Origin of the sequence: Atopobium sp. ICM42b (assembly GCA_000564995.1) — a bacterium.
Lineage (GTDB): Bacteria > Actinomycetota > Coriobacteriia > Coriobacteriales > Atopobiaceae > Lancefieldella.
Genome location: JDFH01000002.1, coordinates 63782 through 85589 on the forward strand (window position 1 = coordinate 63782; position 21808 = coordinate 85589).

Genomic DNA, 21808 nt, shown 5'->3' on the forward strand with positions numbered 1-21808 from the left:
ACGCGGGCTTTTTAATGCGATAAGCAGCTTTTACATCTCTCGAGAGCTCAGCATTGGTCCGTCGGACCAAAGGGTAACCTCTCCTGAGGCCAGTGTTTTAGGGACATCAATAAGACGCTGGTTGGAAGAGCCTCTAAAGCGCAGCGTAATATCGTGAAGACTCTGAACCCATGGACCATCTACCAGAACATCAATACAAGACAGAATGCGATCAGTGTACTCTGTGTGCCACTTTCCCTCGGTCAGCTGATCCCAGGTGTGACCCGAATACATCCAAATGCTCTTTTGTGGATAGGTAGCTCTGACCTTCTCGACAAACTCAACAAGACCTTCTTGGTTTTCCGGCTCAAAAGGCTCTCCACCAAGGATGGAAAGACCGTTGATATAGACAGGTGCAAGAGAGTCAATAATCTCTTGCTCAACTTCTGGAGTAAACTCTCCGCCGCTCTTGAAGTCCCACGCCTCGTAATTAAAGCAGCCTTCACAGTGCAGACGGCAGCCTGAAACAAACAGAGTTGTTCTTACGCCAACACCATTTGCAATATCTGAAAACTTAATATTTGAATAGTTCATACATAACCTTTGATGGGTAACTTCCACATATTGTGGATGTTACCTGATAGAGATAATAAAAACGAGCAGAAGGGCCAAGGCGCTCTTCTGCTCGTTTGTCTAGCACATAAATCTTAGAGGTGAAGGACGCGGTCCTTGATCTCCTGGGTACGGCCCTGGTTCCAGAACTGGGTACCAATGTAGCCGCAGGTACGACGAGCAACATTCATCTTGGTCTGGTCACGGTTGCCGCAGTGTGGGCACTCCCAAACCAGCTTACCGTCCTCCTCGACAATATGAATCTCACCGTCATAACCGCACTCCTGGCAGAAGTCAGACTTGGTGTTGAGCTCTGCATACATGATGTGGTCATAGATGAACTGCATGACGCTGAGAACAGCCTCGATGTTGTCCTGCATGTTAGGAACCTCAACGTAAGAGATTGCTCCACCTGGGGAAAGACGCTGGAACTCAGACTCAAACTGGAGCTTCTGGAATGCGTCAATCTCTTCTGCAACGTGGACGTGGTAGCTGTTGGTGATGTAGCCCTTGTCGGTAATGCCTGGGATAACACCAAAGCGACGCTGAAGTGCCTTAGCAAACTTGTAGGTAGTGGACTCAAGAGGAGTTCCGTAGAGGGAGTAATCGATATCCTCTGCTTCCTTCCACTCGGTGCACTTATCGTTCATGTGCTGCATAACCTGGAGTGCAAATGGAGTTGCCTCTTTGTCAGTGTGGCTGTGACCAGTCATAGCCTTAACGCACTCGTATAGGCCTGCATAACCAAGGGAGATAGTGGAATATCCGCCGTAAAGCAAAGGATCGATAACCTCACCCTTGTCCAGGCGAGCAAGTGCGCCGTACTGCCAAAGGATAGGAGCAGCATCGGACAGGGTGCCCTTCAGGCGATCGTGACGAGCACGGAGTGCACGGTGGCAAAGCTCAAGACGCTCATCAAAGATCTTCCAGAACTTGTCCATATCGCGACCAGCAGAAAGAGCAACGTCAGGAAGGTTGATGGTTACAACACCCTGGTTGAAGCGGCCGTAATACTTAGGCTTGTTTGGCTCATAGTTCTTTGCGCGAGCAACGTTGTCGAAGCCATTACCAGAACGGTCTGGAGTCAGGAAGGAACGGCAGCCCATGCAAGTGAAGGTATCGCCCTCGCCTTCCTTCTCGCCCTTAGAAAGCTTGTACTCCTTCATCTTCTTCTCAGAGATGTAGTCAGGAACAAGGCGGCGAGCGGTGCACTTTGCAGCCATCTGAGTGAGGTAGTAGTACTTGGAATCCTCGTAAACGTTGTCCTCTTCAAGAACGTAAATGAGCTTAGGGAATGCAGGAGTAATCCAGACACCCTCCTCGTTCTTTACGCCCTGGTAACGCTGACGGAGCATCTCCTCAATGATGAGTGCAAGGTCCTGCTTCTCCTGCTCATTCTTTGCCTCGTTGAGGTACATAAAGACGGTAATGAAAGGAGCCTGGCCGTTGGTGGTCATCAAAGTGACAACCTGGTACTGAATGGTCTGAACACCACGAGAAACCTCATCGCGAAGGCGCTTCTCAACCATCTCGTTGAGCTGCTCAGCAGAGAGCTCAACACCGACGGAGTTCATCTCCTCCATAACGGTCTTGCGAATCTTCTTACGAGAGACATCAACAAAAGGAGCAAGGTGAGCCAAGGAGATGGACTGACCACCGTACTGGCAGGATGCTACCTGAGCAATGATCTGAGTTGCAATGTTGCATGCAGTGGAGAAGCTGTGTGGACGCTCAATCAGAGTACCAGAGATAACAGTGCCGTTCTGCAGCATGTCATCAAGGTTGATGAGGTCACAGTTGTGCATGTGCTGTGCAAAGTAATCAGAATCGTGGAAGTGGATGAGACCCTCGTTGTGAGCAGCAACAATATCCTCTGGAAGAAGCTCACGCTGAACGAGGTCCTTAGAAACCTCACCAGCCATGTAGTCACGCTGAACAGAAACAACAGTAGGATTCTTGTTGGAGTTCTCCTGCTTGACTTCCTCGTTGTTGCACTCAATCAGAGACAGAATCTTGTCATCGGTGGTGTTCTTGTGACGCTTCTGGTTCTGGATGTAGCGGTAAATGATGTACTTACGAGCAACCTCAAAGCGGTCAAGAGCCATGAGCTGATCCTCGACAAGGTCCTGGACCTCCTCGACGGTGACGGTGTGTCCAGCCTTCTCGCACTCATCGGTAACGTTGAGAGAAGCAAACTGAATCTCACGCTCAGTCAGGCGCTGATCCTCAGGGACCTCTGCGTTAGCCTTAGCAATTGCGTTAACAATCTTCTCAACCTCGAAGGTGACCTCTGAGCCATTGCGCTTGATAATCTTCATGTGCAAACTCCTTGAACAAACGTTGGTGAAAGCAACGCTTTCATGCGTGTTTAATTGGATTATCACTGCGGTTTCTAAGCTTTTGCCTAAGCGAAGTAGTTGGGAACCCGCTTGTGTGATGGAAACTACTATGCCACAAGTTATAGTGTTTGGGTTCGAGAACTATAACAATATATTGTGAAATTTCCACACGAATACAAAATTATGTATTGACACGTTGCGGCAGCCAATATCTCTGCAGGTAGAAAATTAGCTAGAAACTTCGCTAATTACAAAATTTATTAATGGTCATAAAATAATTCGATTTTTTGTAAGTAGGCATTCGTCGCCTTTCACAAATGCGCCACAATTCGTCCCTCAGTGCTCACTTGTGTTAAGCATTTGGGGACTAAAAAAGCCGACACAAAATGCCGGCTTTGATGGCTAGTCTAGTGGAGGCTGTGGGCGCCAGGTTGCGTCTTTATAGATAAGGCGTGCATCCTTCCAGCCCTTTATAAGGCGAGAAAGGCCAGACGAGAAGTGCGCTCTGTCTACCAAAATGAGTCGAATAATCTCTTTTGCAAAGGTCAGAGCGGTACCAACACCAAAGAGCACAGGGTTGTAATCACCGTGAACCTGGAAGTAACGGGCAATATAGCCGCGGTTACGTGTGATGTAATAGCGCGTCATATCAGAGGTTGAATTAAGCTGGCGCACAGAACCAATACTCTGACCAGGAACTTCTCGACATCTTGAAAGAACAAAGTCTGGAATCAAAATAGGCTGCGTTACCTTGCTGGCCAAATAGCCATATAAGGCGTCATCCCAATAGATAAAGAAGCGCGCGTCAGGTAGACCAATCTTCTGCACTACAGAGCGCTTAAAGCAGGCGCCCTCAAAGCACATCACATTGCACTCGCGATAAGGCACACCGTCAAAGCCAGCCTTTGCCAGCGGATTGTAGATGCCCAGGGCGGTGCTAAAGCGATACTGCCAGAAGAAAGGACCACCATCAAAGTCGTAGCGCTGACCTTGGATAACCTCAGCCTTATCTGACCATGCGTCAAGCTTATCAAGACCATCAGGCAGCACAGCTACGTCATCGTCCATAACCCAGAACCACTCGGCACCCAGCTCATAACCTACGCGCACACCCTCAGAGAAGCCGCCGGAGCCTCCAGTGTTTTGCTCCATAGGGACGTAACACACGCGATTAGTGCCACCATGAGCGTCGGGATCATCAGTGGTTTCTCCCCACGTGGTTTTGACCTTCTCCGAAAACTCCGACACAAGAGAGGCTGTCTCAGAGGAGTTTTCGTTGTCCACAACAATGATGCGCCATGGAGCCTGCGTGAGCTGCGTAATGGAATTGAGCAGGTTGGAAAGCAATTCCTGGCGTTTAAAGGTGACTATGACAAGGGCGGTGCGCTTCATATTTCCTCAAAATGTGACTTCGTGAGTGAGTTGATGCCTATATAGTATAAAGCAGCAATCAAAAGGAGTTTAGATGAGTCACGCTCAAAACCACCAACCTTTGGTTTCTCTTGTTGTGCCCATATACAACGTTGCAGACTATCTGGAGCAATGCCTGGCAAGTATTCAATCACAGAGCTACACAAACCTGGAGATTATCTGCCTCAACGATGGCTCAACTGACTCGTCTCTAGCTCTTTTGGAAGCATACGCTGCCCGTGATGGTCGCATTGTCATCATCGACAAAGAAAATGAGGGTTACGGAGCAACGTGCAATCGTGGCATTGCCGCAGCTCACGGCTCATGGGTGGGTATTGTTGAGCCTGACGATTACCTTGAGCCAACCATGGTTCAAGAGCTTGTTGATCTTATCCAGGCAAACGGCGGAGAAGACAAGGTAGATATTGCCCGCTCTGCCTATTGGCGCGTATTTGGCAATCAGAAAAATGGTCGAGCAGGAGCAAAGTCGCAGTTTAGAGCTGCTGCCGGCGCTGCCGAGTACAGAGTTCCCTGCGCATATAAGGGCCGCGTCAAACCCAAGCAGCAGCCTTGTCCAATTGATCAAATGGCACAGCTTCTGCTGCACCATCCTGCCATTTGGACGGCGCTCTATCGCAAGGAATTCTTGACCCAAAACCACATCAACTTCAAAGAAGTCCCAGGTGCAGGCTGGGTGGACAATCCCTTCCTCATTGCCTCGCATTGCTGCGGAGCTCGCATAGTGTACGCAGACTCTGCGCTCTACAACTATCGCGAGAATGGCTATGCAGAAGCCGCTACCTTTGCGCAGCGTCAGCCTAAAATCCCACTTGAGCGCTGGAACGACATGATGGATGTTGTGGACGAGCGCAACATTACCTCAGACGTGGTACTCAACGCGCTCACGCTACGCGGCATCAACTACGCGCTGCTTACAAAAGACGCGCTTACCTGGCGAGAAGAACATGATGCTGCAGGTGAGACTGACTCAGAAGTGCACGATCTTCTCGCCAAGAGCTTTGAGCGCATGGACGCAAAGCGCGTGTTTGAAAACCCAGCAATCTCAGGCTCTGGAAAAGCTTTCTTTGCGCAGGTGAGAGGTATTGCTCTGCCAAAAGATAACAAGTTTGCACGCTATGCATATCTAGCCAAAGAGGGATTTTTCCGTGTCAAAAATGACGGCATAGCACAGACGTTTAAAGCGCTCATGGACAGGCGTTAAGACTGGCCCTAAAGACTGGCTCTAAAGACTGGCTCTAAACACAAATCGCCAGGCTACTCTAGAATCGCACACTTTAAATATTGATGCTGCTTATGTATCGCTGCAGCTTATACAAGTGGAATGCGCATAAAACGTGCATACCATACGGCTCTGCGTACATAGGCATAACGAGCTCGTGTTGTAGTAGACAAAATAGCACCAAGCAAGGCATGAGCTACCAGTCGCGGAGAAGTTGCTTCAGTGACAATAAGGTGCGCTACAGGATTAGAAAGAATCTTGACAATAAAGTTTTCTTTTTCCTCATGGCTGAGCTGGGATTCTTCGTTGAATACAGGATACATATTCATAAGAAGTTTGCTAATCAGGTAGCGGCTAATCAACTTTTGAACTTTTTTAGAGTTTGCAAAGCCAAGATGTTTGGCAAGGGCCATGAGCGCCTGACGCTCCTGAGTAAGCTTGTCCATAGAAGCAGCAATAGTTTTTTCTTCCTCAGAAGATTCCGCTGGTACATCAACAAAAATTGCTTCTGGGGCGTACGTAACATGTTTTGCAATCTCAAAACAGTAGCCAACAAAATTGCACTCGCCATCAGTCTCTGGCTCATGCTTAATCTCGGTCAGAATACGCGTTGAACACAGCTTTCCGCTCATAGACGTCAAATAAGGAAGCTGCGACTCCTCAAATACCTGCAACAATGAAGAAGCTTTTGAGCCAAAAACCTTTTTGCATTCCATAGGTGAATTGGCAGTTTTCATATGCGCAATAACAATATCAGCCGCTTTAGGTGAACCAACAGGACCCAAAGCGGTAGCTGCAGAATAAAGCTCCTGCAAAAGGTGGGAGTTAAACCTATAAGAAGGCTCAGTGGTAAGCGTATAGGCTCCGCGAGCACGACCCTGAGCAATCTCAAGTGCAACAAAATGGCTAATGCCCGATTGGCACAAGACATCTAGACGAGGCTCTTGATTGGCAAGGTTATCTAACATGCGAGCAATCTGGGGATCGGAGCTATTGTCAACGATGATGAGCTCCCAATGAGGGTATGTCTGCTCTTGAAGTTGCCTAATTACCGTTCTAATAGCATCAGCATCATTATCAGCGGCCATGAGAACCGAAATCATATGTGGATTGTATGAGCGCTCGTGCATTCCACATCCCCCAAACTGGTCCTAAATTTTAGATACCAGTTTACCCATAAAAAGTGAATTAAAAAGACATTTTTATTCTATCAAAATCTCTCCACATATCGTGTTTAACTGCTGTTATGTGGACATCTGACCTGTTTTGTAGGAGCGGCGCTACACACAACGCCCATAACGTCTATACGAGCATACCAACAAGCTTTCCTAAGGCCGTAGGGTCAACGGTAGTGCCACTTGAACCTTCAACAACAGGAGCTTCATCATGCTCAAGATTAGACACGCCAATTGGCTGCACAATCTCTACAAGCTCAAGAAGCTGATTGGGCTTCATATCGGTAATCATTGAAGACAACAAACTAGAAGCATTGCTTACCAGTGAACGAGCGCCCGAACCAGAAAGTGCCGAGATTTTCTCCCACACATCATCTGTGGCAATGATAACGTGTGTAATCTTAATGTTGGTGACAGAAGCAAGTGCGCTAACAAAAGCGATCTGACCGTCATCTTTGTAAATATCTGCCAGTGTTTTAGCGTTTGAGTCTACTTCTGCATACACATCAGTAGGAATAGACACTATATGGCCGGTTCCCTGCGTGCGATCAATGACCAAAAGCCGTACAGACTGAAGCGTCGACTCCCCTGCCTTAAGCGAATTTGTGCTGATAACGGCATAGGTAAGAAAGTCATCATCAGATTGTGTAGTGCCATCCGGATTGCCTGAAACACTTTGGCTCTTTACAGCCTTGTTAAGCCCATGATCTCCCAAGTGAGACTCAAGCTGCGCGCGATCCCAAAGAGTTACAACAACAATGCCTACAAGAACTGCAACAATGGCAATTACGGCAAGGCCAATCACGTTGGTATAGGGATTCTCACGCGGAACATCACTGCGCTCGAATCTTTCTCTTTTCCTAAACATAGCGGCTCCCTGCCTCACTGTTCATCAGTTCTGCAAGAGCTCCTAAAAAAGACGCTCTCTTCTATGATGCTATTTCTTTGCGAGGGAAACCACCGCACACAATACAAGTGGTAGAAAAGACTTCGTAAACGGCGCGAGAAGACCGATGGAGCTGGATTGGCACACAGAAACTACGACGCAATCAAGGAACCGAAAGCGCTACCAGGGTTGCAAAACACCCTCTGGATAGCGAACGCTCTCAAACGTGAGGCCCTGAGCAGGTGCACAACTGCCAGCAGCAATTCTATTCTGAGCAGCTAGAACCTCGTCGATCCACTCAACAGGCCTGTGACCTCGGCCAATCTCAACCAGTGTGCCCACAATCGTGCGCACCATGTTATGCAAGAAGGCGTTACCCGTAATATCAACTGCAATGAGTTTCTCGCCAGCCTCTTCAATTTCTTCAACGGTAAGGCGCTCCACAAAACGATGCGTTGGCTTGCCCTCGGCAGAAATTGCCTTGCAGAAGCTCTTGAAATCGTGCTCTCCCACCAGCGCCTGCGCCGCCTTGTCCATAAGCTCTGCATCCAAGTGACCGTTGTACCACCACACGTGGTCCCAGCCCAGCACGGGACGAGCGCTATCTGCACAAATGCGATAGCGGTACGAGCGAGCCTGGGCATCAAAGCGTGCCGAGAAACCCTGTGGGGCGCGGAAGAGTTGTCGGATAGAGATGTCATCGTCGGTCAGAGCGGTGAGCGAGCGGACGAGTTTCTCGCCAGACAGCGCCAGCTCAGCGCCGTATACGGGAAGGCTCACGTACTGAGCCTGGGCGTGCACGCCGGCGTCGGTTCTGCCCGCGCAGGTGAGCTCGACCTCTCTGCGCAAAACGGTCTGAAGCGCGCGACGAAGGTCTCCTGCCACGGTGCGCTGGGTTGGCTGCTCGGCAAAGCCGCAGAATGCAGCGCCGCGGTAGCCCAGCTGGATAACAAGCGTAGCTTCAGGCTCAGAAGGAGCTTCAGCGAGAGTCTCAGGAGCTGAAGGCTCAGCCGAAGACTCCTCGCATGCATCAAAACTGCAATTTGATGCAATATTTTGTGATGTTTCTGAGTTCATGAAGCTCCCTGAAATGACTTGTGCCCACTAGAGTGATTGTATCGTAGGCTCAAAGTTGACGCACTCATTGCAGCTGCTGGACACAAGACCGCTACAGCAATGCAAGGTTGTTTAGCAATGCAAGATCACTACAGCGTTGTAAGACCAAAGCACAGTGCAACCCACAGCAGCAACACTACCCAGTCAACAAGCTGCATTTTCGCGGAGATACGCGTACGTTTTGCTGCACCAAGACAGCGATCTGTCATTGTTTGCGCCATCTGATCTGCGCGCTGAAAGAGCGAGACGGTCAGCGGTACCAAAAGCGTAAACCACTTTTTAATGCGCTCAACAATACCGCCCGATTCAAAATTGAATCCACGTGCCCTCTGAGCAGCTCTAATTCTGTCGAGTTCTTCTAAGGTAAGCGGAATTGCCCTCAGGGCAATTGAGAGCACAATGCTCAAACCATCAACGTCAACACGAATAAGACGCAACGGCAGCAATAGTACAGAAAAGCCATCAGCAAGCTGCGTAGGTGTAGTTGTTGACGCAACCGATAAAACCAGCGCCAAAGCAAGCAACACGCGGGCAATAGCTACGGTGCTTCTGTAAAAACCCGCCACAGAAAGACCGACTGATCCGGAGAAAATAATATCGGGATGTCCAATAAATACCAGCGTATTAGCCACAAATGATATAAGCAAAATGAACGCTGCAGGCTTTGCTACGCGCAAAAACTCCGGCAAGCTTACACGAGCACTCCACAAAAGGCTCACGCAAATCAAGGCGAACACCGCAAAGGCAAGTGGCTGTTGAACTGAGAAAAGAGTAACAATGCCCACAAAAGTGGCAACGATTTTTGTCTGCGCTGTCAATGAAGCAAGCGAGAAGTGCTTAAGCAGAGCACAGGGGCACTTAGACATAGCAGGCCTCCAAAAGCTCATGCAATACGCTTACAAACAGCGGGCAATCAAGCTGCGCAGCCTCGTATATCTCTGGGGTTGTCTGTGCTTCTTGCACATTGACGTCTGCAACAACACAGCCCTTCTCGAGAAACACTACTCTGTCAGCAAAAGGAAGCCATTCGCTTACATCATGGGTAATTGCAAGAACCGCCTTACCTTCGTTTGCCAGCTCACGAGCAAGATGCAGCACCTGCGAGCGCGCCTCGCCATCAAGTCCAGACGTTGCCTCATCAAACACTACCGCGTACGTTGCGCAGGCCAGCGTTCCTGCAAGCGCCGCGCGACGAGCCTGGCCACCAGAAAGCGTCAGCGGAGACGCGTTCATGACCTGCTGGTCAAGCCCCACACGTGCTACCGCATACGCGACAAGCGACTCAACATCGTCTGGCGAGAATCCCTTGTTAGTTGGACCAAACGCGATATCTTCAGCAACACTTTGGGCAAAGAGTTGATCCTGAGGGCGCTGAAAACACATGCCAACATCTCCAGGGCACACCAGTCGCGCATCGATTGTTGCGTGCCCGGTATCAGCCTCTATGAGGCCAGCAGCTATGCGGGCGCAGGTTGTTTTTCCAGAGCCAGAAGCGCCTACCATAACAACAAGCTCTCCCGTAGAGGAAATAGTTACGTCATGCAGAACGGGCCTGTCAAACGCGTGAGACACGCCACAAACTGCCAGCTCGTGTTCCTCGCCAAGCGCTTGGATTCCGTCATAGTTGTTTGCTCGCACCACCTCAAGGGCACGCTGATACACAAGGGTATCCAAAGCATCAAACGCAAGGTTGTTCTCAACAAGAAACGCAACAAACTCTGATGCGTTAAAAGACACATCAAACTTATAGCCAGCCTGTGCAGCTATATGCGCTGTTGCTGTGAGTGCATCATCAAAACCAGCGTTTGCGATTGCATTTGCATCCAAGAGAAACTCTGTGGGAGTTCCCGACCAAACTAGCTGGCCTTTCTCCAAAACAAGTACCTGGTCAGCCCCGGGAAGAGACTCAAACGAATGAGAAATCTCAAGCATACCCATTCCGTTTGTAACAAGGGTATTTACCAGCTTAGAAAGGTGATTTCTGAATCGAGTATCAAGCTGAGCAAACGCCTCATCAAGCACCAGATAACGTGGATGCACTGAAAGCGCTGCTGCAATAGAAACAAGCTGCTGTTGGCCTCCAGAAAGCGTATGGGTAGACGCATCAATCAAATCGGGAATGCCACAAAGCTCCAGTGTTTGAGTAACGCGAGAAACTATCTCTTCTTTTGGCAAACCAAGATTAGCAGGGCCAAAGGCAACTTCATCAAAGACAGTTGCACAAACAAGCTGCGCTGTTGGATCTTGACGAACCATTCCCACAACAGAAGAAATCTGAGTAGACGGCACTACGGTCACTAAATTGCCGTCTACTAAAACCTCTCCAGATAGAGGAAAAAGTGATGCATTACAAAGATTTGCAAGCGTTGACTTGCCTGAACCATTGTGGCCAAGCACAACCGTTCTAGAGCCCGGCCTTAGGGTAAATGAAACGTTATCAAGGGTTAGTACCATTGGGTGCGGAGATTGGCTCTCAGTGGCTCCCATGGAGTCTTTAGAAGCAGAGTCGGTCATAGATTGTGTAGCAGCTGAAGAACCGTATGCAAATGAAACGTTTTTGAACTCAATCATGACAACCCTCCTTCATTTGAAAAAGAGGTCCCAGCAAAAAGCCAGGACCTCTTTAGATTCACTTTGACAGAAGTTACTCTGCAGCCTCTTCGGTCTGCTCGGTCTCCTCTGCTGGAGCCTCGGTCTCCTCTTCCTTTACAGGAGCAGGAGCAACCTTGGTTGCCTTAGCCTTCTTGTTAGAAGCCTTTGGCTGAACTGGCTCGGTAACAAGCTCAAGGATAACAACCTCAGAAGCGTCGCCCTTACGAGGACCAAGCTTCATGATACGGGTGTAACCGCCGTTGCGGTCAGCCCACATACCCTGAGCAGCCTTGTCAAATACCTCACGGACAAGCTCTGCGTTACCAACCTTGGCCATAGCAAGACGACGAGCGTGAAGGTCGCCGCGCTTTGCCCAAGTGATGACCTTGTCGACCTCGCCGCGAACTGCCTTAGCGCGGACGTCAAGAGTCTTAATACGATCGTTAGTGAAAAGGGCTTGGATCAGGCTCTTCTTGATGGCCTTGGTGTGGCTAGCATCAGTACCAAGCTTCATGCCCCTCTTCTTATTGTGCCTCATAATTTACATTCTCCTATGCGTGACAAGGCGCGACTAAGCCTTAAGGGACAGGCCCATGCTCTCGAGCTTTTCCTTGACTTCTTCAATAGACTTAACACCAAAGTTTCTGATGTTGAGAAGATCGTTCTCAGAGAAATCAACGAGCTGACGGACAGAGTGAATTCCTGCACGCTTGAGGCAGTTGTAAGAACGGACGGAAAGGTCCAGGTCCTCAACCTGCTTCTCAAGCTCGGAATCGTCCTCGACGTCTGCCTTAGCAAAAATCGAAGCCTCTTCCTGAGTCTCGTCAAAATCAGTAAGTCCCATGAATGCGCTCATGTGCTGGTTAATGATGTTTGCAGCCTCAACGACAGCCTCGCGAGGGCTGATTGCACCATTGGTCTCAACCTCAAGCACCAGACGATCATAGTCGGTGTGACGGCCAACACGGCAAGGCTCAACAGCCTTAGCGCAGCGGCGAACTGGCGAGAAGATCGAGTCAACGTGAATAAATCCAATTGGATCGCTCTCGCGCTCGTTATCCTCACCGGAAACATAACCGCGACCATTACCAAGGCGAAGCCTCATGGAAAGATGAGCTCCCTCAGCAAGAGTGCAAATGTGCTGAGCTGGGTTAACCAGCTCGTAGCCCATAGGAACATCAAGATCAGCACCAGTAACTTTGCAAGGACCATCAACAGAGATGGAAGCCTCAGCCTCATCAGAGTTGTTGGTGTTGCGGAAAACTAGGCCCTTAACGTTCAGAACGATGTCAGTAACGTCCTCATAGACGCCTTCAACCGTAGTGAACTCATGCTGAACGCCATCAATCTGGATGGCCTCAACCGCAGCTCCCTCAAGAGAGGAAAGCAGTACGCGGCGGAGGGAGTTGCCAAGCGTGTCACCATAGCCACGCTCAAGCGGCTCTACGCTCACACGAGCGACGTTTGCGCCGATTTCATCTACCGACACGTTTGGTCGGATAAATTCGGACATTGCTACCTCCAAAACGGGTCGGGCTTACTTGGAGTAGAGCTCGACGATCAGCTGTGCGTCAATCTCAAGGTCGATCTGATCGCGGGTTGGAAGCTGAAGAACAGTGCCCTGCAGCTTCTCAATGTCAACCTCAAGCCATGCAGGAACTGCCATGTGCTCGGAGGAAATGAGAGCTTCCTTGATTGGAAGAAGATCCTTTGCCTTGGAAGCAACAGCGATAACATCGCCACTCTTTACACGATAAGAAGGAATGTCAACGCGCTGACCGTTAACGGTGATGTGACCGTGACGGACAGTCTGACGAGCCTCTTTACGTGTACGAGCAAAGCCAAGGCGGAAGATGACGTTGTCAAGACGAGTCTCAAGGATGCTCATCAGGTTGTCACCAGTAATGCCTGGGTTCTTCTTAGCCATCTCATAGTAACCGTGGAACTGGTTCTCAAGGACGCCGTAAATGAACTTAGCCTTCTGCTTCTCACGGAGCTGCATACCGTACTCGCTCTCCTGGCGACGACGGCGACGTGGCTCACGGTTAGAAGTCTTATTGATCCCCATCACAACGGGATCGATGCCAAGCTGACGACATCTTTTAAGGACCGGGGTCCTATCAATTGCCATTTGCTTGTCCTTTCGTGCTAGTTGCGACGGCGCTTTTTAGGACGGCAGCCGTTGTGTGCAATAGGTGTCTTATCCTGAATACCCGAAACCTCGAGGCCTGCTGCCTGAAGGGAACGGATTGCGGTCTCGCGACCAGAGCCTGGGCCCTTAACAAAAACAGCTACCTTGTGGAGACCGTGCTCCATTGCTGCCTTTGCTGCTGCCTCTGCTGCAAGCTGTGCAGCAAAAGGAGTGGACTTACGAGAGCCCTTGAAGCCGACGGTACCACCGGACTGCCAGGAAATTACATTACCCTGGGGATCGGAAATAGAGACAATCGTGTTATTGAATGTGCTCTTGATGTGGGCCTGGCCCACTGCAATGTTTTTACGCTCGGAGCGGCGGACGCGTGTAGTGCGAGCGTTCTTTTTCTGTGCCATTAGCTACTCCTCGCCTACTTCTTCTTGCCGCCCACCTGACGCTTCTTACCCTTACGAGTACGAGCGTTAGTGTGGGTACGCTGACCGTGGACAGGGAGGCCCTTGCGGTGACGGAGGCCGCGGTAGCAGCCAATCTCCATCAGGCGGGCAACATTCTGACGCACCTCGCGGCGAAGATCGCCCTCGGTGGTGTAATTTGCGTCAATAAAGTCACGAATCTTGGTGACTTCTTCCTCTGTGAGGTCCTTGACGCGAGTATTTACATCGATACCAGTCTCGTTGCAAATCTTGGTTGCACGAGTCTGACCAATGCCGTAAAGATAGGTGAGTCCGACCTCAACACGCTTATCGCGTGGCAGGTCGACGCCGTTAATACGGGCCAACTTGGTGCTCCTTCCTTAGCCCTGACGCTGCTTGTGGCGCGGGTTCTCGCAAATCACGTAAACCTTACCGTGGCGACGGATGACTTTGCACTTGTCGCACATCTTCTTTACCGAAGGACGTACCTTCATGTGTCTTCCTTTCGGTTCTGCTGATACGAACTATATACTCGCCCAGCCGCTGGCGTGAAATACCGACTGTACTTGCGTACATATGTCCTTGCAACATGCGCAAAGACACAGATAGCCTCATGCATGGCACAAGGCTTTTGCGTTACTTACTTATATCGGTAAGTAATGCGACCCCTGGTAAGATCGTAAGGAGAAATCTCTACTACAACCTTGTCACCAGGGAGAATTCGAATGTAGTTCATTCGAATCTTACCTGAGATGGTGCAAAGGATGGTCTTGCCGTTCTCTAACTCAACGTTAAACATAGCGTTTGGCAGGGGTTCTAGTACCTTGCCTTCAAGCTCAATCGCGTCTTGTTTAGCCAACTTTCATCCTCTCGACACATCGACAGCGGTTATCAATAATACATAAAAATGTGCCACTCGTCTATCACTTATTTTTTCAACACAATTAGATAGCGAGAAGAACTATGTATTAGTTACTCTATGCCACCTTGCATCTCGCACCATGGACCAACTTCGTCTTCGGAGACGATAACAGGACCATCGGCAGTAATAGCAACGGTGTTCTCATAATGTGCTGATGGCAGGCCATCATCGGTAACAACGGTCCAACCATTTTCAAGAACGGTGCAATCGTAGGTGCCCATGGCAATCATTGGCTCGATTGCAATTACCATTCCCTCACGAAGAACAATACCATTACCTGCACGGCCATAGTTTCTGACCTCTGGATCCTCGTGAAGATTGCGACCAATACCATGGCCAACAAAATCACGAATGACACCGTAGCCATTATCCTCAGCAAGCTTCTGAACTGCATGTCCAACATCGCCAAGGCGAGCACCAGGAACTGCAGCTGCAATACCTGCCTTAAGGCAGTCGCGCGTAACCTCACAAAGTGCCTGGGTTTTCTCGTCAACTGTTCCGCAGTAAAACGTCCAAGCGTTGTCTCCTGCCCAACCGTTAACGGTAGCACCCGTATCAATGGTCAGAATATCGCCATCTTGCAAAATGACATTTGCTGATGGAATACCGTGAACAATCTGCTCGTTAATAGAAGAGCAAACAGATCCAGGGAATCCACCGTAGCCTTTAAAGGTAGGGGTTCCGCCATGAAGTCTAATAAAAGCTTCAACAGCGCGGTCAATCTCGAGCGTTGAAACACCAGGTCTAATCATAGATCCAGCACGGCGAAGAACTGCCTTTGAAAGGGCGCCCGACACCTTCATTGCCTCGATTTGTTCAGGTGTTTTTATCGTAATCATAGTGCGAGGAGTGTCTTTACGTCGGCGAATACCTCGTCAACAGGACGATCTCCGTTGACCTCCTTCAGAATTCCATGACCCTTGTAGTACTCGATCAAAGGAGAAGTCTGGTTCTCGTATACATCAAGACGCTTACGAATTGTCTCTGGCTTATCGTCATCACGCTGATACATCTCACCAGAGCAATTTGGGCAAGTCTCTGTACCAGCAGGTGCAGTATAACCACACTCTTTGCACGTACGGCGAGAAGAAAGACGCTCAACAATAACCTCTGGCTCAACAGCAACAAGTAGAGCTGCATCAAGCTTGAGGCCCATGTTCTGAAGCTCAGAATCAAGGGTTACTGCCTGAGCGGTGTTGCGTGGGAAGCCGTCAAGAATAAAGCCTGCTTTTGCGTCATCTGCAGAAAGACGCTCTTTTACCAGGTCAATGACAAGCTGATCTGGAACAAGCTGACCAGCATCCATATACTCTTTTGCCTTAATGCCAAGCTCAGACTGAGCTTTAACAGCAGCACGAAGAAGGTCACCGGTTGAGATGTGAGCAAGTCCATACTCTGCAACGAGCTTCTGAGCCTGTGTACCCTTGCCAGCGCCAGGTGCGCCGAGAAGAACAATGTTCATGCTTCGCCTTCCTTTCAAATAATAAAAGGGGCCTGTTTCCAGGCCCCTTTATGCTACGTATTAAGAACTACTTAAAGAAGCCCTCATAGTTGTGCATCTTAAGGTGGGACTCAATGGAAGAGAGTGTATCCATTGCAACACCGACCATAATCAGGACGGAAGTTCCACCAAACGCCTGTATCAACGAATCGCCTGTGAACCAGAAAATAATGGTTGGAACGATTGCAAGAACTGCCATAAAGATAGCACCGGGGAGGGTGACTCTGTCAATAACAGTCTTGATATACGTTGAAGTAGCAGTACCTGGACGAACACCAGGAATAAAACCACCCTGCTTCTTAAGCTGATCTGCTGTCTCCTCTGGATTGAACACCATTGAGGTGTAGAAGTATGCAAAGAAGACAATGAACATAACTGAGAGAACCCAGTTAACCCATCCAGAAGAAAGTGAAGTAGCAAGATTTTGAATCCACTCTACTCCTGGGAAGAACACAGCAACCTGAGCAGGAAGGTACAGGATTGCAGATGCAAAGATGATTGGTACAACGCCTGCAGTGTTTACCTTAATTGGAAGGTACGTTGACTGACCACCCATCATACGACGACCAACAACGCGCTTGGCATAGTTGATAGGAATACGACGCTGACCACGCTCAATGTAAACAATGAGCGGAATAATAGCGAGCATAACCACAACAGTAACAACGGTAAGAACAATGTTTCCACGAGTAGCTACTGAAGAAATAAGGGCTGTTGGAAGTCCAGCCATGATGTTTGCAAAGATGATAAGACTCATTCCGTTGCCAACACCCTGCTGGGTAATAACCTCACCGAGCCACATAATAATGATGGCACCAACTAGCATGGTAAAGACTACCAGGAAGTTTTCAAGTGCCTCAGGCACGCCCTCCATAGATGCAAAAGATACACCATAGCTCTTAAACAAGAACAGGTAACCAACTGCATTGAGCAGAGCTAAGCCAACCGTAAGATAACGCGTGTACTGCGTAATCTTACGCTGGCCGCTCTCACCATCTTTAGCAAGCTCGCCAAGAGATGGAATAACGGACTGCATCATCTGGAAGATGATCTGAGCCGTAATGTAAGGCATGATGCCCAGACTGAAAACAGACATGCGAGAAAGAGCGCCACCCGAAAATAGGTTAAGCACGGCCATTGCGCCATTCTGAGAAAGACCATTCTGATAAACAGAAAGCATCTGCTGGAATGGAGCACCGGGCACAGGAAGATACGCACCAAAACGGTACAGAAGAAGAATCAGTACCGTAAGGAGAATCTTTCCCCTTAGTTCCGGAACACGAAATGCGTTGGCGATTCCTTTACTCACTACTCGGCCTCAACCTTTCCACCGGCCGCCTCGATCTTAGCCTTTGCGGAGGCGGAAACCTTGTCGACCTTAACAGTGAGCTTCTTAGAAAGCTCGCCATCACCCAGAACCTTGACTGGGATGAAGTTGTACTTAATAACTCCCTTAGCAACCAGAGCCTCTGCGTCTACGGTCTCGCCATCTGCAAAGAGTGCATTCAGACGAGCAACGTTGACTGGAGCGTACTCAACACGGTTGTGGTTAGTGAAACCAGGAAGCTTAGGAAGACGCATAGCCAGTGGCTGCTGTCCACCCTCGAAGCCAGCGCCCTTACCGCCACCAGAGCGGGAGAGCTGACCATTCATACCGCGGCCGGCAAAAGTACCATTGCCTGAAGAATTACCGCGACCTACGCGCTTACGATTTTTGCGCGAACCCACTGCGGGGCGAAGATCATTGAGCTGCATTATTACTACCTCTAGTTCTCTTCAACCTCGACAAGGTGCTTAACCTTGAAGATCATTCCACGAATGCTTGGGTTGTCAGGCTGCTCGACGGTATCGCCGATCTTGTGGAGGCCGAGGGCCTTCACCGTAGCAGTCTGGTCCTTCTTGACGCCTGCAACGGCGCCACGGACAAGCTTGATGCTAAGGTTCTTAGCCATCGTTAGTTCTCCTTTCCGACGAACATATCGCCGACGGTTAGGCCACGACGCTCAGCTGCTTCTTCTGGGCTGGAAAGCTCCTTCAGACCCTCAGCTGCTGCCTTAATCATGTTCAGAGCGTTGTCGGTACCAAGGGACTTAGAAAGTACATTGGTGATACCTGCAAGCTCGAAGAGTGGACGAATAGGACCGCCAGCAATAACACCAGTACCCTCGAATGCAGGCTTAATAAGAACAGAACCTGCACCATAGTGACCAGTGACTGCGTGTGGTACGGAACCAGTCTCGGTCAGTGGGACCTTGAACATGTTTCTCTTTGCGTCCTCGACGCCCTTCTGAATTGCCAGAGGTACCTCAGCGGAACGACCCTGGCCAATACCAACGTTACCCTTACCGTCGCCAACGACTACCAGAGCAACGAGTGACATACGGCGGCCACCCTTAACGGTCTTGGAAACGCGGTGAATATAAACGACGCGCTCCTGAAGATCCGTATCCTGCTGGCGCTTACGATCACGTGCCATTGAATCCTCCTAGAACTTCAGGCCCGCGTTGCGGGCGCCATCTGCCAAAGCCTTGACGCGGCCGTGATAGAGACGGCCACCACGGTCAAAAGTGACCTCAGTGACGTTCTTCTCGGCAGCGCGCTTACCGATAAGCTCACCTACGAACTCAGCTGCCTCCTTGTTGGAGCCAACCTTGCCAGTAGAACGGAACTCTGGGTCAAGCGTAGAGGCAGAGCAGAGAGTTCTTCCAGAAGCGTCGTCAATAAGCTGTGCATAAATGTTTGCGTTTGTGCGGTGAACTGCAAGACGCGGACGCTCAGGTGTACCAAAGACCTTGGCACGTACGCGGCGCTTGCGGCGTTCAAGACCCGCCTTTTTCGCCTGCTGCTTGTTCATTCCTTCTCCTTAGAGACATGCCATCACCTAACGGGGTGATGGTCTTTTAGCCTAAAAGTAGGGTTGCTTTACTTAGCAGCCTTACCGAGCTTCCTGCGGATGTGCTCACCTTCGTAGTGAATGCCCTTGCCCTTGTAAGGCTCTGGTGGACGCTTCATACGAATCTCAGCTGCAACCTGGCCAACCTTCTCCTTAGAAATACCCTTAACAGTAAGGTGAGTGTTATCAGGTACCTCAAAGCTAATGCCCTCAGGTGCAACATAGAGAACTGGGTGAGAATAACCAAGGGAAAGGTCAAGATCCTTGCCCTTAAGTGCTACACGGTAACCAACGCCGGTGAGCTCAAGCTTCTTCTCGAAGCCCTCAGAGACACCAACAACCATGTTGTGAATAAGGGTACGGACAAGACCCTGCTGAGCATTGGACTCAGAGGACTCGTCAACGCGAGTAACGAGAATCTCCTCGCCCTCCTGAGCGATAGCAACCAGCTCAGAGAAAGTACGAGTCAGCTCGCCCTTAGAACCCTTAACGGTAACGGTGGTGTTATCAACTGTCACAGTGACTCCAGCAGGAATCTGGACAGGCTTCTTACCAATACGAGACACGGCTGTCTCCTTTCATTCCTGTCAGATTTACCAAACGTAAGCGATGACCTCGCCGCCAACGCCGTTCTTACGAGCGTCGCGGTCGCACATCATGCCCTTAGAAGTGGAAACCACTGCAGTACCAAGACCACCAAGAACGCGTGGAAGCTTCTCAGCGGTGGAGTAAATGCGCAGACCAGGCTTGGAAATGCGACGGATGCCGCGAATAACCTTAGCGCGCTTCTTACCATACTTAAGGGTGATGTGAAGAGTCTTCTGAGGCTTAGTATCCTCAACGGTGTAACCCTCGACATAGCCCTCTTCGGTGATGACGCGAGCAATCTCAACGAGCACCTTGCTCGATGGCATGGATACGGAATCCTTGCCAGCTGAGTTTGCGTTACGAATACGCGTCAGCATGTCTGAAATGGGATCGGTAATTTTCATTTGATCCTTCTCCTTCGTTAATGATGAAACTGCGTGTCTGGTTCATCTACACCCATGGCGCAGATGCCTTGACGCCAGAGCCCTGAGTCCTACCAGCTTGCCTTGCGGACACCAGGAAGCTCGCCCTTGCTCGCTAGCTCACGGAAGCACACACGGCACAGACCAAACTTGCGGTAAACGGAGTGGGGACGTCCACAACGCTGGCAACGGTTCTGTGTGCGCGTAGAGTACTTCGGCTCACGCGAGGCTTTGACGATCATCGAAGTCTTAGCCACAAATCCTCCTTCAAAATGCAACTTGGCGAACGCCAAGATGACTTCAAACAATAGTGCTGGTGACTATGTCACCCGGCATCAATGATGCCAACAGGAATGCGCTTAACTTAAAGCGCAGGTAAAAGTTAGTCCTGCTTGAATGGGAAGTGGAAGGCGTCGAGAAGTGCCTTGCCCTCCTCATTGGTCTTAGCAGTGGTGACAATGGTGATGTCCATACCGCGGGTGTGGTCCATCTTGTCAAAGTCAATCTCTGGGAAGATGAGCTGCTCGGTTACGCCCATGGAGAAGTTACCACGGCCGTCGAAGCTCTTAGCAGAGATACCACGGAAGTCGCGGATACGAGGAATTGCAACTGCGATCAGACGATCCAGGAACTCCCACATACGATCGCCACGAAGGGTTACTTTAGCGCCGATTGGCATACCCTGGCGAAGCTTAAAGGTTGCGATAGATTTGCGAGCGTGTGTAACAAGTGGCTGCTGACCAGTAATGGTACGGAGGTCATTTACAGCGCCGTCAATTGCCTTAGCGTCTGTAGCTGCCTCGCCAACACCCATGTTGACAACAATCTTCTCAAACTTAGGAATCTGGTTAACGTTGGTGTAACCAAATTTCTCCTTCAGAGCATCACGCACAGATGCGTAGTAAAGCTCTTTAAGGCGAGGTGTGTACTTCTCGTCTGCCATGGTTTCTCCTTAACTCTTGGGGTTTTAAGTGCGGGGATCGCCTCGCACCTCCTAGTTTGGCGAACTAGGAGCCATCTGCGTCCTCGAGACATACGTATCCCATAGAAAGACGCAATGAACAATATTAGACCTTATTGAGCAAAAATGGGACGAGAATTTCAAGCTAGCTGATATTTTTTCGTGTCATCACACGACTTCCACATGACACCGCACTTCTCGCCCAAAAAGAAAACCCCGCTATCTGATGATAACGGGGTTTGAAGTAGCTCTGAGATGCTTCTACAAAGCGAGAAACACGTATAACTTAGAGCTCAGCGCCTGACTTCTTGGAGACGCGGACCTTGGTGCCGTCCTCCTTGATCAGGTAGCCAACACGAGTTGGCTTGTCGGTCTTAGGGTCGATAAGAGCAACATTGGAAGCGTCGATTGCTGCCTCTGCCTCAACGATGCCACCCTGCTGGTTAGCTGCGTTTGGCTTGACATGGCGCTTTGCAATTGCAACGCCCTCAACGACAACCTTGTTCTTCTCTGGATATACGCGAAGTACCTCGCCGCGCTTACCCTTGTCCTTACCAGTGAGGACCTCGACCTTGTCGCCCTTCTTGATCTTCATCTTAGGCAT

At 49.9% G+C, this 21808-nt stretch carries 28 protein-coding genes; 1 reads left to right on the forward strand and 27 read right to left on the reverse strand.

Annotation, left to right across the window (positions count from 1 at the left end; translation table 11 throughout):
* Nucleotides 1-30 precede the first annotated feature (30 nt).
* From nrdG to HMPREF1493_RS00350, 3 genes are all read right to left on the reverse strand, one after another.
* A complete protein-coding gene (nrdG, locus tag HMPREF1493_RS00340) occupies nucleotides 31-573 on the reverse strand; it encodes an anaerobic ribonucleoside-triphosphate reductase activating protein (protein ID WP_035426913.1) in 543 nt (180 codons plus the stop codon).
* 113 nt (nucleotides 574-686) lie between these two features.
* Nucleotides 687-2909 (reverse strand): anaerobic ribonucleoside-triphosphate reductase, encoded by a 2223-nt coding sequence (gene nrdD, locus HMPREF1493_RS00345; protein ID WP_035426914.1) that lies wholly within the window; start codon nucleotides 2907-2909, stop codon nucleotides 687-689.
* A 423-nt stretch (nucleotides 2910-3332) separates the two neighbouring features.
* A complete protein-coding gene (locus tag HMPREF1493_RS00350) occupies nucleotides 3333-4322 on the reverse strand; it encodes a glycosyltransferase (RefSeq protein WP_035426915.1) in 990 nt (329 codons plus the stop codon).
* 73 nt (nucleotides 4323-4395) lie between these two features.
* Here HMPREF1493_RS00350 and HMPREF1493_RS00355 point away from each other — a divergent pair, with 73 nt between their 5' ends.
* Entirely contained in the window at nucleotides 4396-5562 is a 1167-nt protein-coding gene (locus HMPREF1493_RS00355; protein WP_035426916.1) for a glycosyltransferase family 2 protein, read from the forward strand.
* A gap of 107 nt (nucleotides 5563-5669) precedes the next feature.
* Here HMPREF1493_RS00355 and HMPREF1493_RS00360 read toward each other — a convergent pair whose 3' ends face one another.
* The 24 genes from HMPREF1493_RS00360 to rplX form a co-directional block, all read right to left on the reverse strand.
* The gene (locus tag HMPREF1493_RS00360; protein WP_035426917.1) at nucleotides 5670-6710 is read right to left on the reverse strand and encodes a glycosyltransferase family 2 protein; all 1041 of its coding nucleotides are present in this window, start codon (nucleotides 6708-6710) and stop codon (nucleotides 5670-5672) included.
* A 172-nt stretch (nucleotides 6711-6882) separates the two neighbouring features.
* Nucleotides 6883-7623, reverse strand: coding sequence for a hypothetical protein (locus HMPREF1493_RS00365; RefSeq protein WP_035426918.1), 741 nt, complete (start codon nucleotides 7621-7623; stop codon nucleotides 6883-6885).
* A 198-nt stretch (nucleotides 7624-7821) separates the two neighbouring features.
* A complete protein-coding gene (gene truA / locus HMPREF1493_RS00370; RefSeq protein WP_035426919.1) occupies nucleotides 7822-8718 on the reverse strand; it encodes a tRNA pseudouridine(38-40) synthase TruA in 897 nt (298 codons plus the stop codon).
* Nucleotides 8719-8846: 128 nt separating this feature from the next.
* Entirely contained in the window at nucleotides 8847-9623 is a 777-nt protein-coding gene (locus HMPREF1493_RS00375; protein WP_051485196.1) for an energy-coupling factor transporter transmembrane component T family protein, read from the reverse strand.
* On the reverse strand, nucleotides 9616-11328 hold the full coding sequence (locus tag HMPREF1493_RS00380) for an ABC transporter ATP-binding protein (RefSeq protein ID WP_051485197.1): 1713 nt from the start codon (nucleotides 11326-11328) through the stop codon (nucleotides 9616-9618). Before HMPREF1493_RS00380 ends, HMPREF1493_RS00375 begins: the two co-directional genes overlap by 8 nt.
* A 73-nt stretch (nucleotides 11329-11401) precedes the next feature.
* Entirely contained in the window at nucleotides 11402-11887 is a 486-nt protein-coding gene (rplQ, locus tag HMPREF1493_RS00385) for a 50S ribosomal protein L17 (RefSeq protein ID WP_035426920.1), read from the reverse strand.
* A 33-nt stretch (nucleotides 11888-11920) separates the two neighbouring features.
* Nucleotides 11921-12862, reverse strand: coding sequence for a DNA-directed RNA polymerase subunit alpha (locus tag HMPREF1493_RS00390; RefSeq protein WP_035426922.1), 942 nt, complete (start codon nucleotides 12860-12862; stop codon nucleotides 11921-11923).
* A 24-nt stretch (nucleotides 12863-12886) separates the two neighbouring features.
* On the reverse strand, nucleotides 12887-13480 hold the full coding sequence (gene rpsD / locus HMPREF1493_RS00395; RefSeq protein WP_012809219.1) for a 30S ribosomal protein S4: 594 nt from the start codon (nucleotides 13478-13480) through the stop codon (nucleotides 12887-12889).
* A gap of 17 nt (nucleotides 13481-13497) precedes the next feature.
* Complete coding sequence (gene rpsK / locus HMPREF1493_RS00400; RefSeq protein ID WP_012809220.1) at nucleotides 13498-13899, reverse strand: 30S ribosomal protein S11; 402 nt, start codon at nucleotides 13897-13899, stop codon at nucleotides 13498-13500.
* Nucleotides 13900-13913: 14 nt separating this feature from the next.
* Entirely contained in the window at nucleotides 13914-14282 is a 369-nt protein-coding gene (rpsM, locus tag HMPREF1493_RS00405) for a 30S ribosomal protein S13 (protein WP_035426925.1), read from the reverse strand.
* A gap of 15 nt (nucleotides 14283-14297) precedes the next feature.
* Nucleotides 14298-14411 (reverse strand): 50S ribosomal protein L36, encoded by a 114-nt coding sequence (rpmJ, locus tag HMPREF1493_RS00410; RefSeq protein ID WP_002563183.1) that lies wholly within the window; start codon nucleotides 14409-14411, stop codon nucleotides 14298-14300.
* A 146-nt stretch (nucleotides 14412-14557) separates the two neighbouring features.
* Nucleotides 14558-14776 carry a translation initiation factor IF-1 gene (infA, locus tag HMPREF1493_RS00415; protein WP_012809222.1) on the reverse strand — a complete coding sequence of 73 codons (219 nt, stop codon included), beginning with the start codon at nucleotides 14774-14776 and terminating at the stop codon, nucleotides 14558-14560.
* 113 nt (nucleotides 14777-14889) lie between these two features.
* Complete coding sequence (gene map / locus HMPREF1493_RS00420) at nucleotides 14890-15678, reverse strand: type I methionyl aminopeptidase (protein WP_035426927.1); 789 nt, start codon at nucleotides 15676-15678, stop codon at nucleotides 14890-14892.
* Complete coding sequence (locus HMPREF1493_RS00425; RefSeq protein WP_035426929.1) at nucleotides 15675-16301, reverse strand: adenylate kinase; 627 nt, start codon at nucleotides 16299-16301, stop codon at nucleotides 15675-15677. Before HMPREF1493_RS00425 ends, map begins: the two co-directional genes overlap by 4 nt.
* A 67-nt stretch (nucleotides 16302-16368) precedes the next feature.
* Nucleotides 16369-17649: a preprotein translocase subunit SecY gene (secY, locus tag HMPREF1493_RS00430; protein ID WP_035426931.1), complete on the reverse strand. Its 1281-nt coding sequence runs from the start codon at nucleotides 17647-17649 to the stop codon at nucleotides 16369-16371.
* Complete coding sequence (rplO, locus tag HMPREF1493_RS00435) at nucleotides 17649-18095, reverse strand: 50S ribosomal protein L15 (protein ID WP_035426932.1); 447 nt, start codon at nucleotides 18093-18095, stop codon at nucleotides 17649-17651. The genes secY and rplO overlap by 1 nt, the downstream gene beginning before the upstream one ends.
* 11 nt (nucleotides 18096-18106) lie before the next feature.
* Entirely contained in the window at nucleotides 18107-18292 is a 186-nt protein-coding gene (rpmD, locus tag HMPREF1493_RS00440) for a 50S ribosomal protein L30 (RefSeq protein ID WP_012809227.1), read from the reverse strand.
* A gap of 2 nt (nucleotides 18293-18294) precedes the next feature.
* Nucleotides 18295-18816, reverse strand: coding sequence for a 30S ribosomal protein S5 (gene rpsE, locus HMPREF1493_RS00445; RefSeq protein WP_035426935.1), 522 nt, complete (start codon nucleotides 18814-18816; stop codon nucleotides 18295-18297).
* Between the two features lie 9 nt (nucleotides 18817-18825).
* The gene (gene rplR / locus HMPREF1493_RS00450; RefSeq protein ID WP_035426936.1) at nucleotides 18826-19194 is read right to left on the reverse strand and encodes a 50S ribosomal protein L18; all 369 of its coding nucleotides are present in this window, start codon (nucleotides 19192-19194) and stop codon (nucleotides 18826-18828) included.
* A gap of 68 nt (nucleotides 19195-19262) precedes the next feature.
* The gene (rplF, locus tag HMPREF1493_RS00455; RefSeq protein ID WP_035426938.1) at nucleotides 19263-19799 is read right to left on the reverse strand and encodes a 50S ribosomal protein L6; all 537 of its coding nucleotides are present in this window, start codon (nucleotides 19797-19799) and stop codon (nucleotides 19263-19265) included.
* A gap of 27 nt (nucleotides 19800-19826) precedes the next feature.
* On the reverse strand, nucleotides 19827-20225 hold the full coding sequence (gene rpsH / locus HMPREF1493_RS00460) for a 30S ribosomal protein S8 (protein WP_035426940.1): 399 nt from the start codon (nucleotides 20223-20225) through the stop codon (nucleotides 19827-19829).
* Between the two features lie 89 nt (nucleotides 20226-20314).
* Nucleotides 20315-20500: a type Z 30S ribosomal protein S14 gene (locus HMPREF1493_RS00465; RefSeq protein WP_012809232.1), complete on the reverse strand. Its 186-nt coding sequence runs from the start codon at nucleotides 20498-20500 to the stop codon at nucleotides 20315-20317.
* A gap of 125 nt (nucleotides 20501-20625) precedes the next feature.
* A complete protein-coding gene (gene rplE / locus HMPREF1493_RS00470; RefSeq protein ID WP_035426941.1) occupies nucleotides 20626-21186 on the reverse strand; it encodes a 50S ribosomal protein L5 in 561 nt (186 codons plus the stop codon).
* A 304-nt stretch (nucleotides 21187-21490) separates the two neighbouring features.
* On the reverse strand, nucleotides 21491-21808 hold the full coding sequence (gene rplX / locus HMPREF1493_RS00475) for a 50S ribosomal protein L24 (protein WP_035426943.1): 318 nt from the start codon (nucleotides 21806-21808) through the stop codon (nucleotides 21491-21493).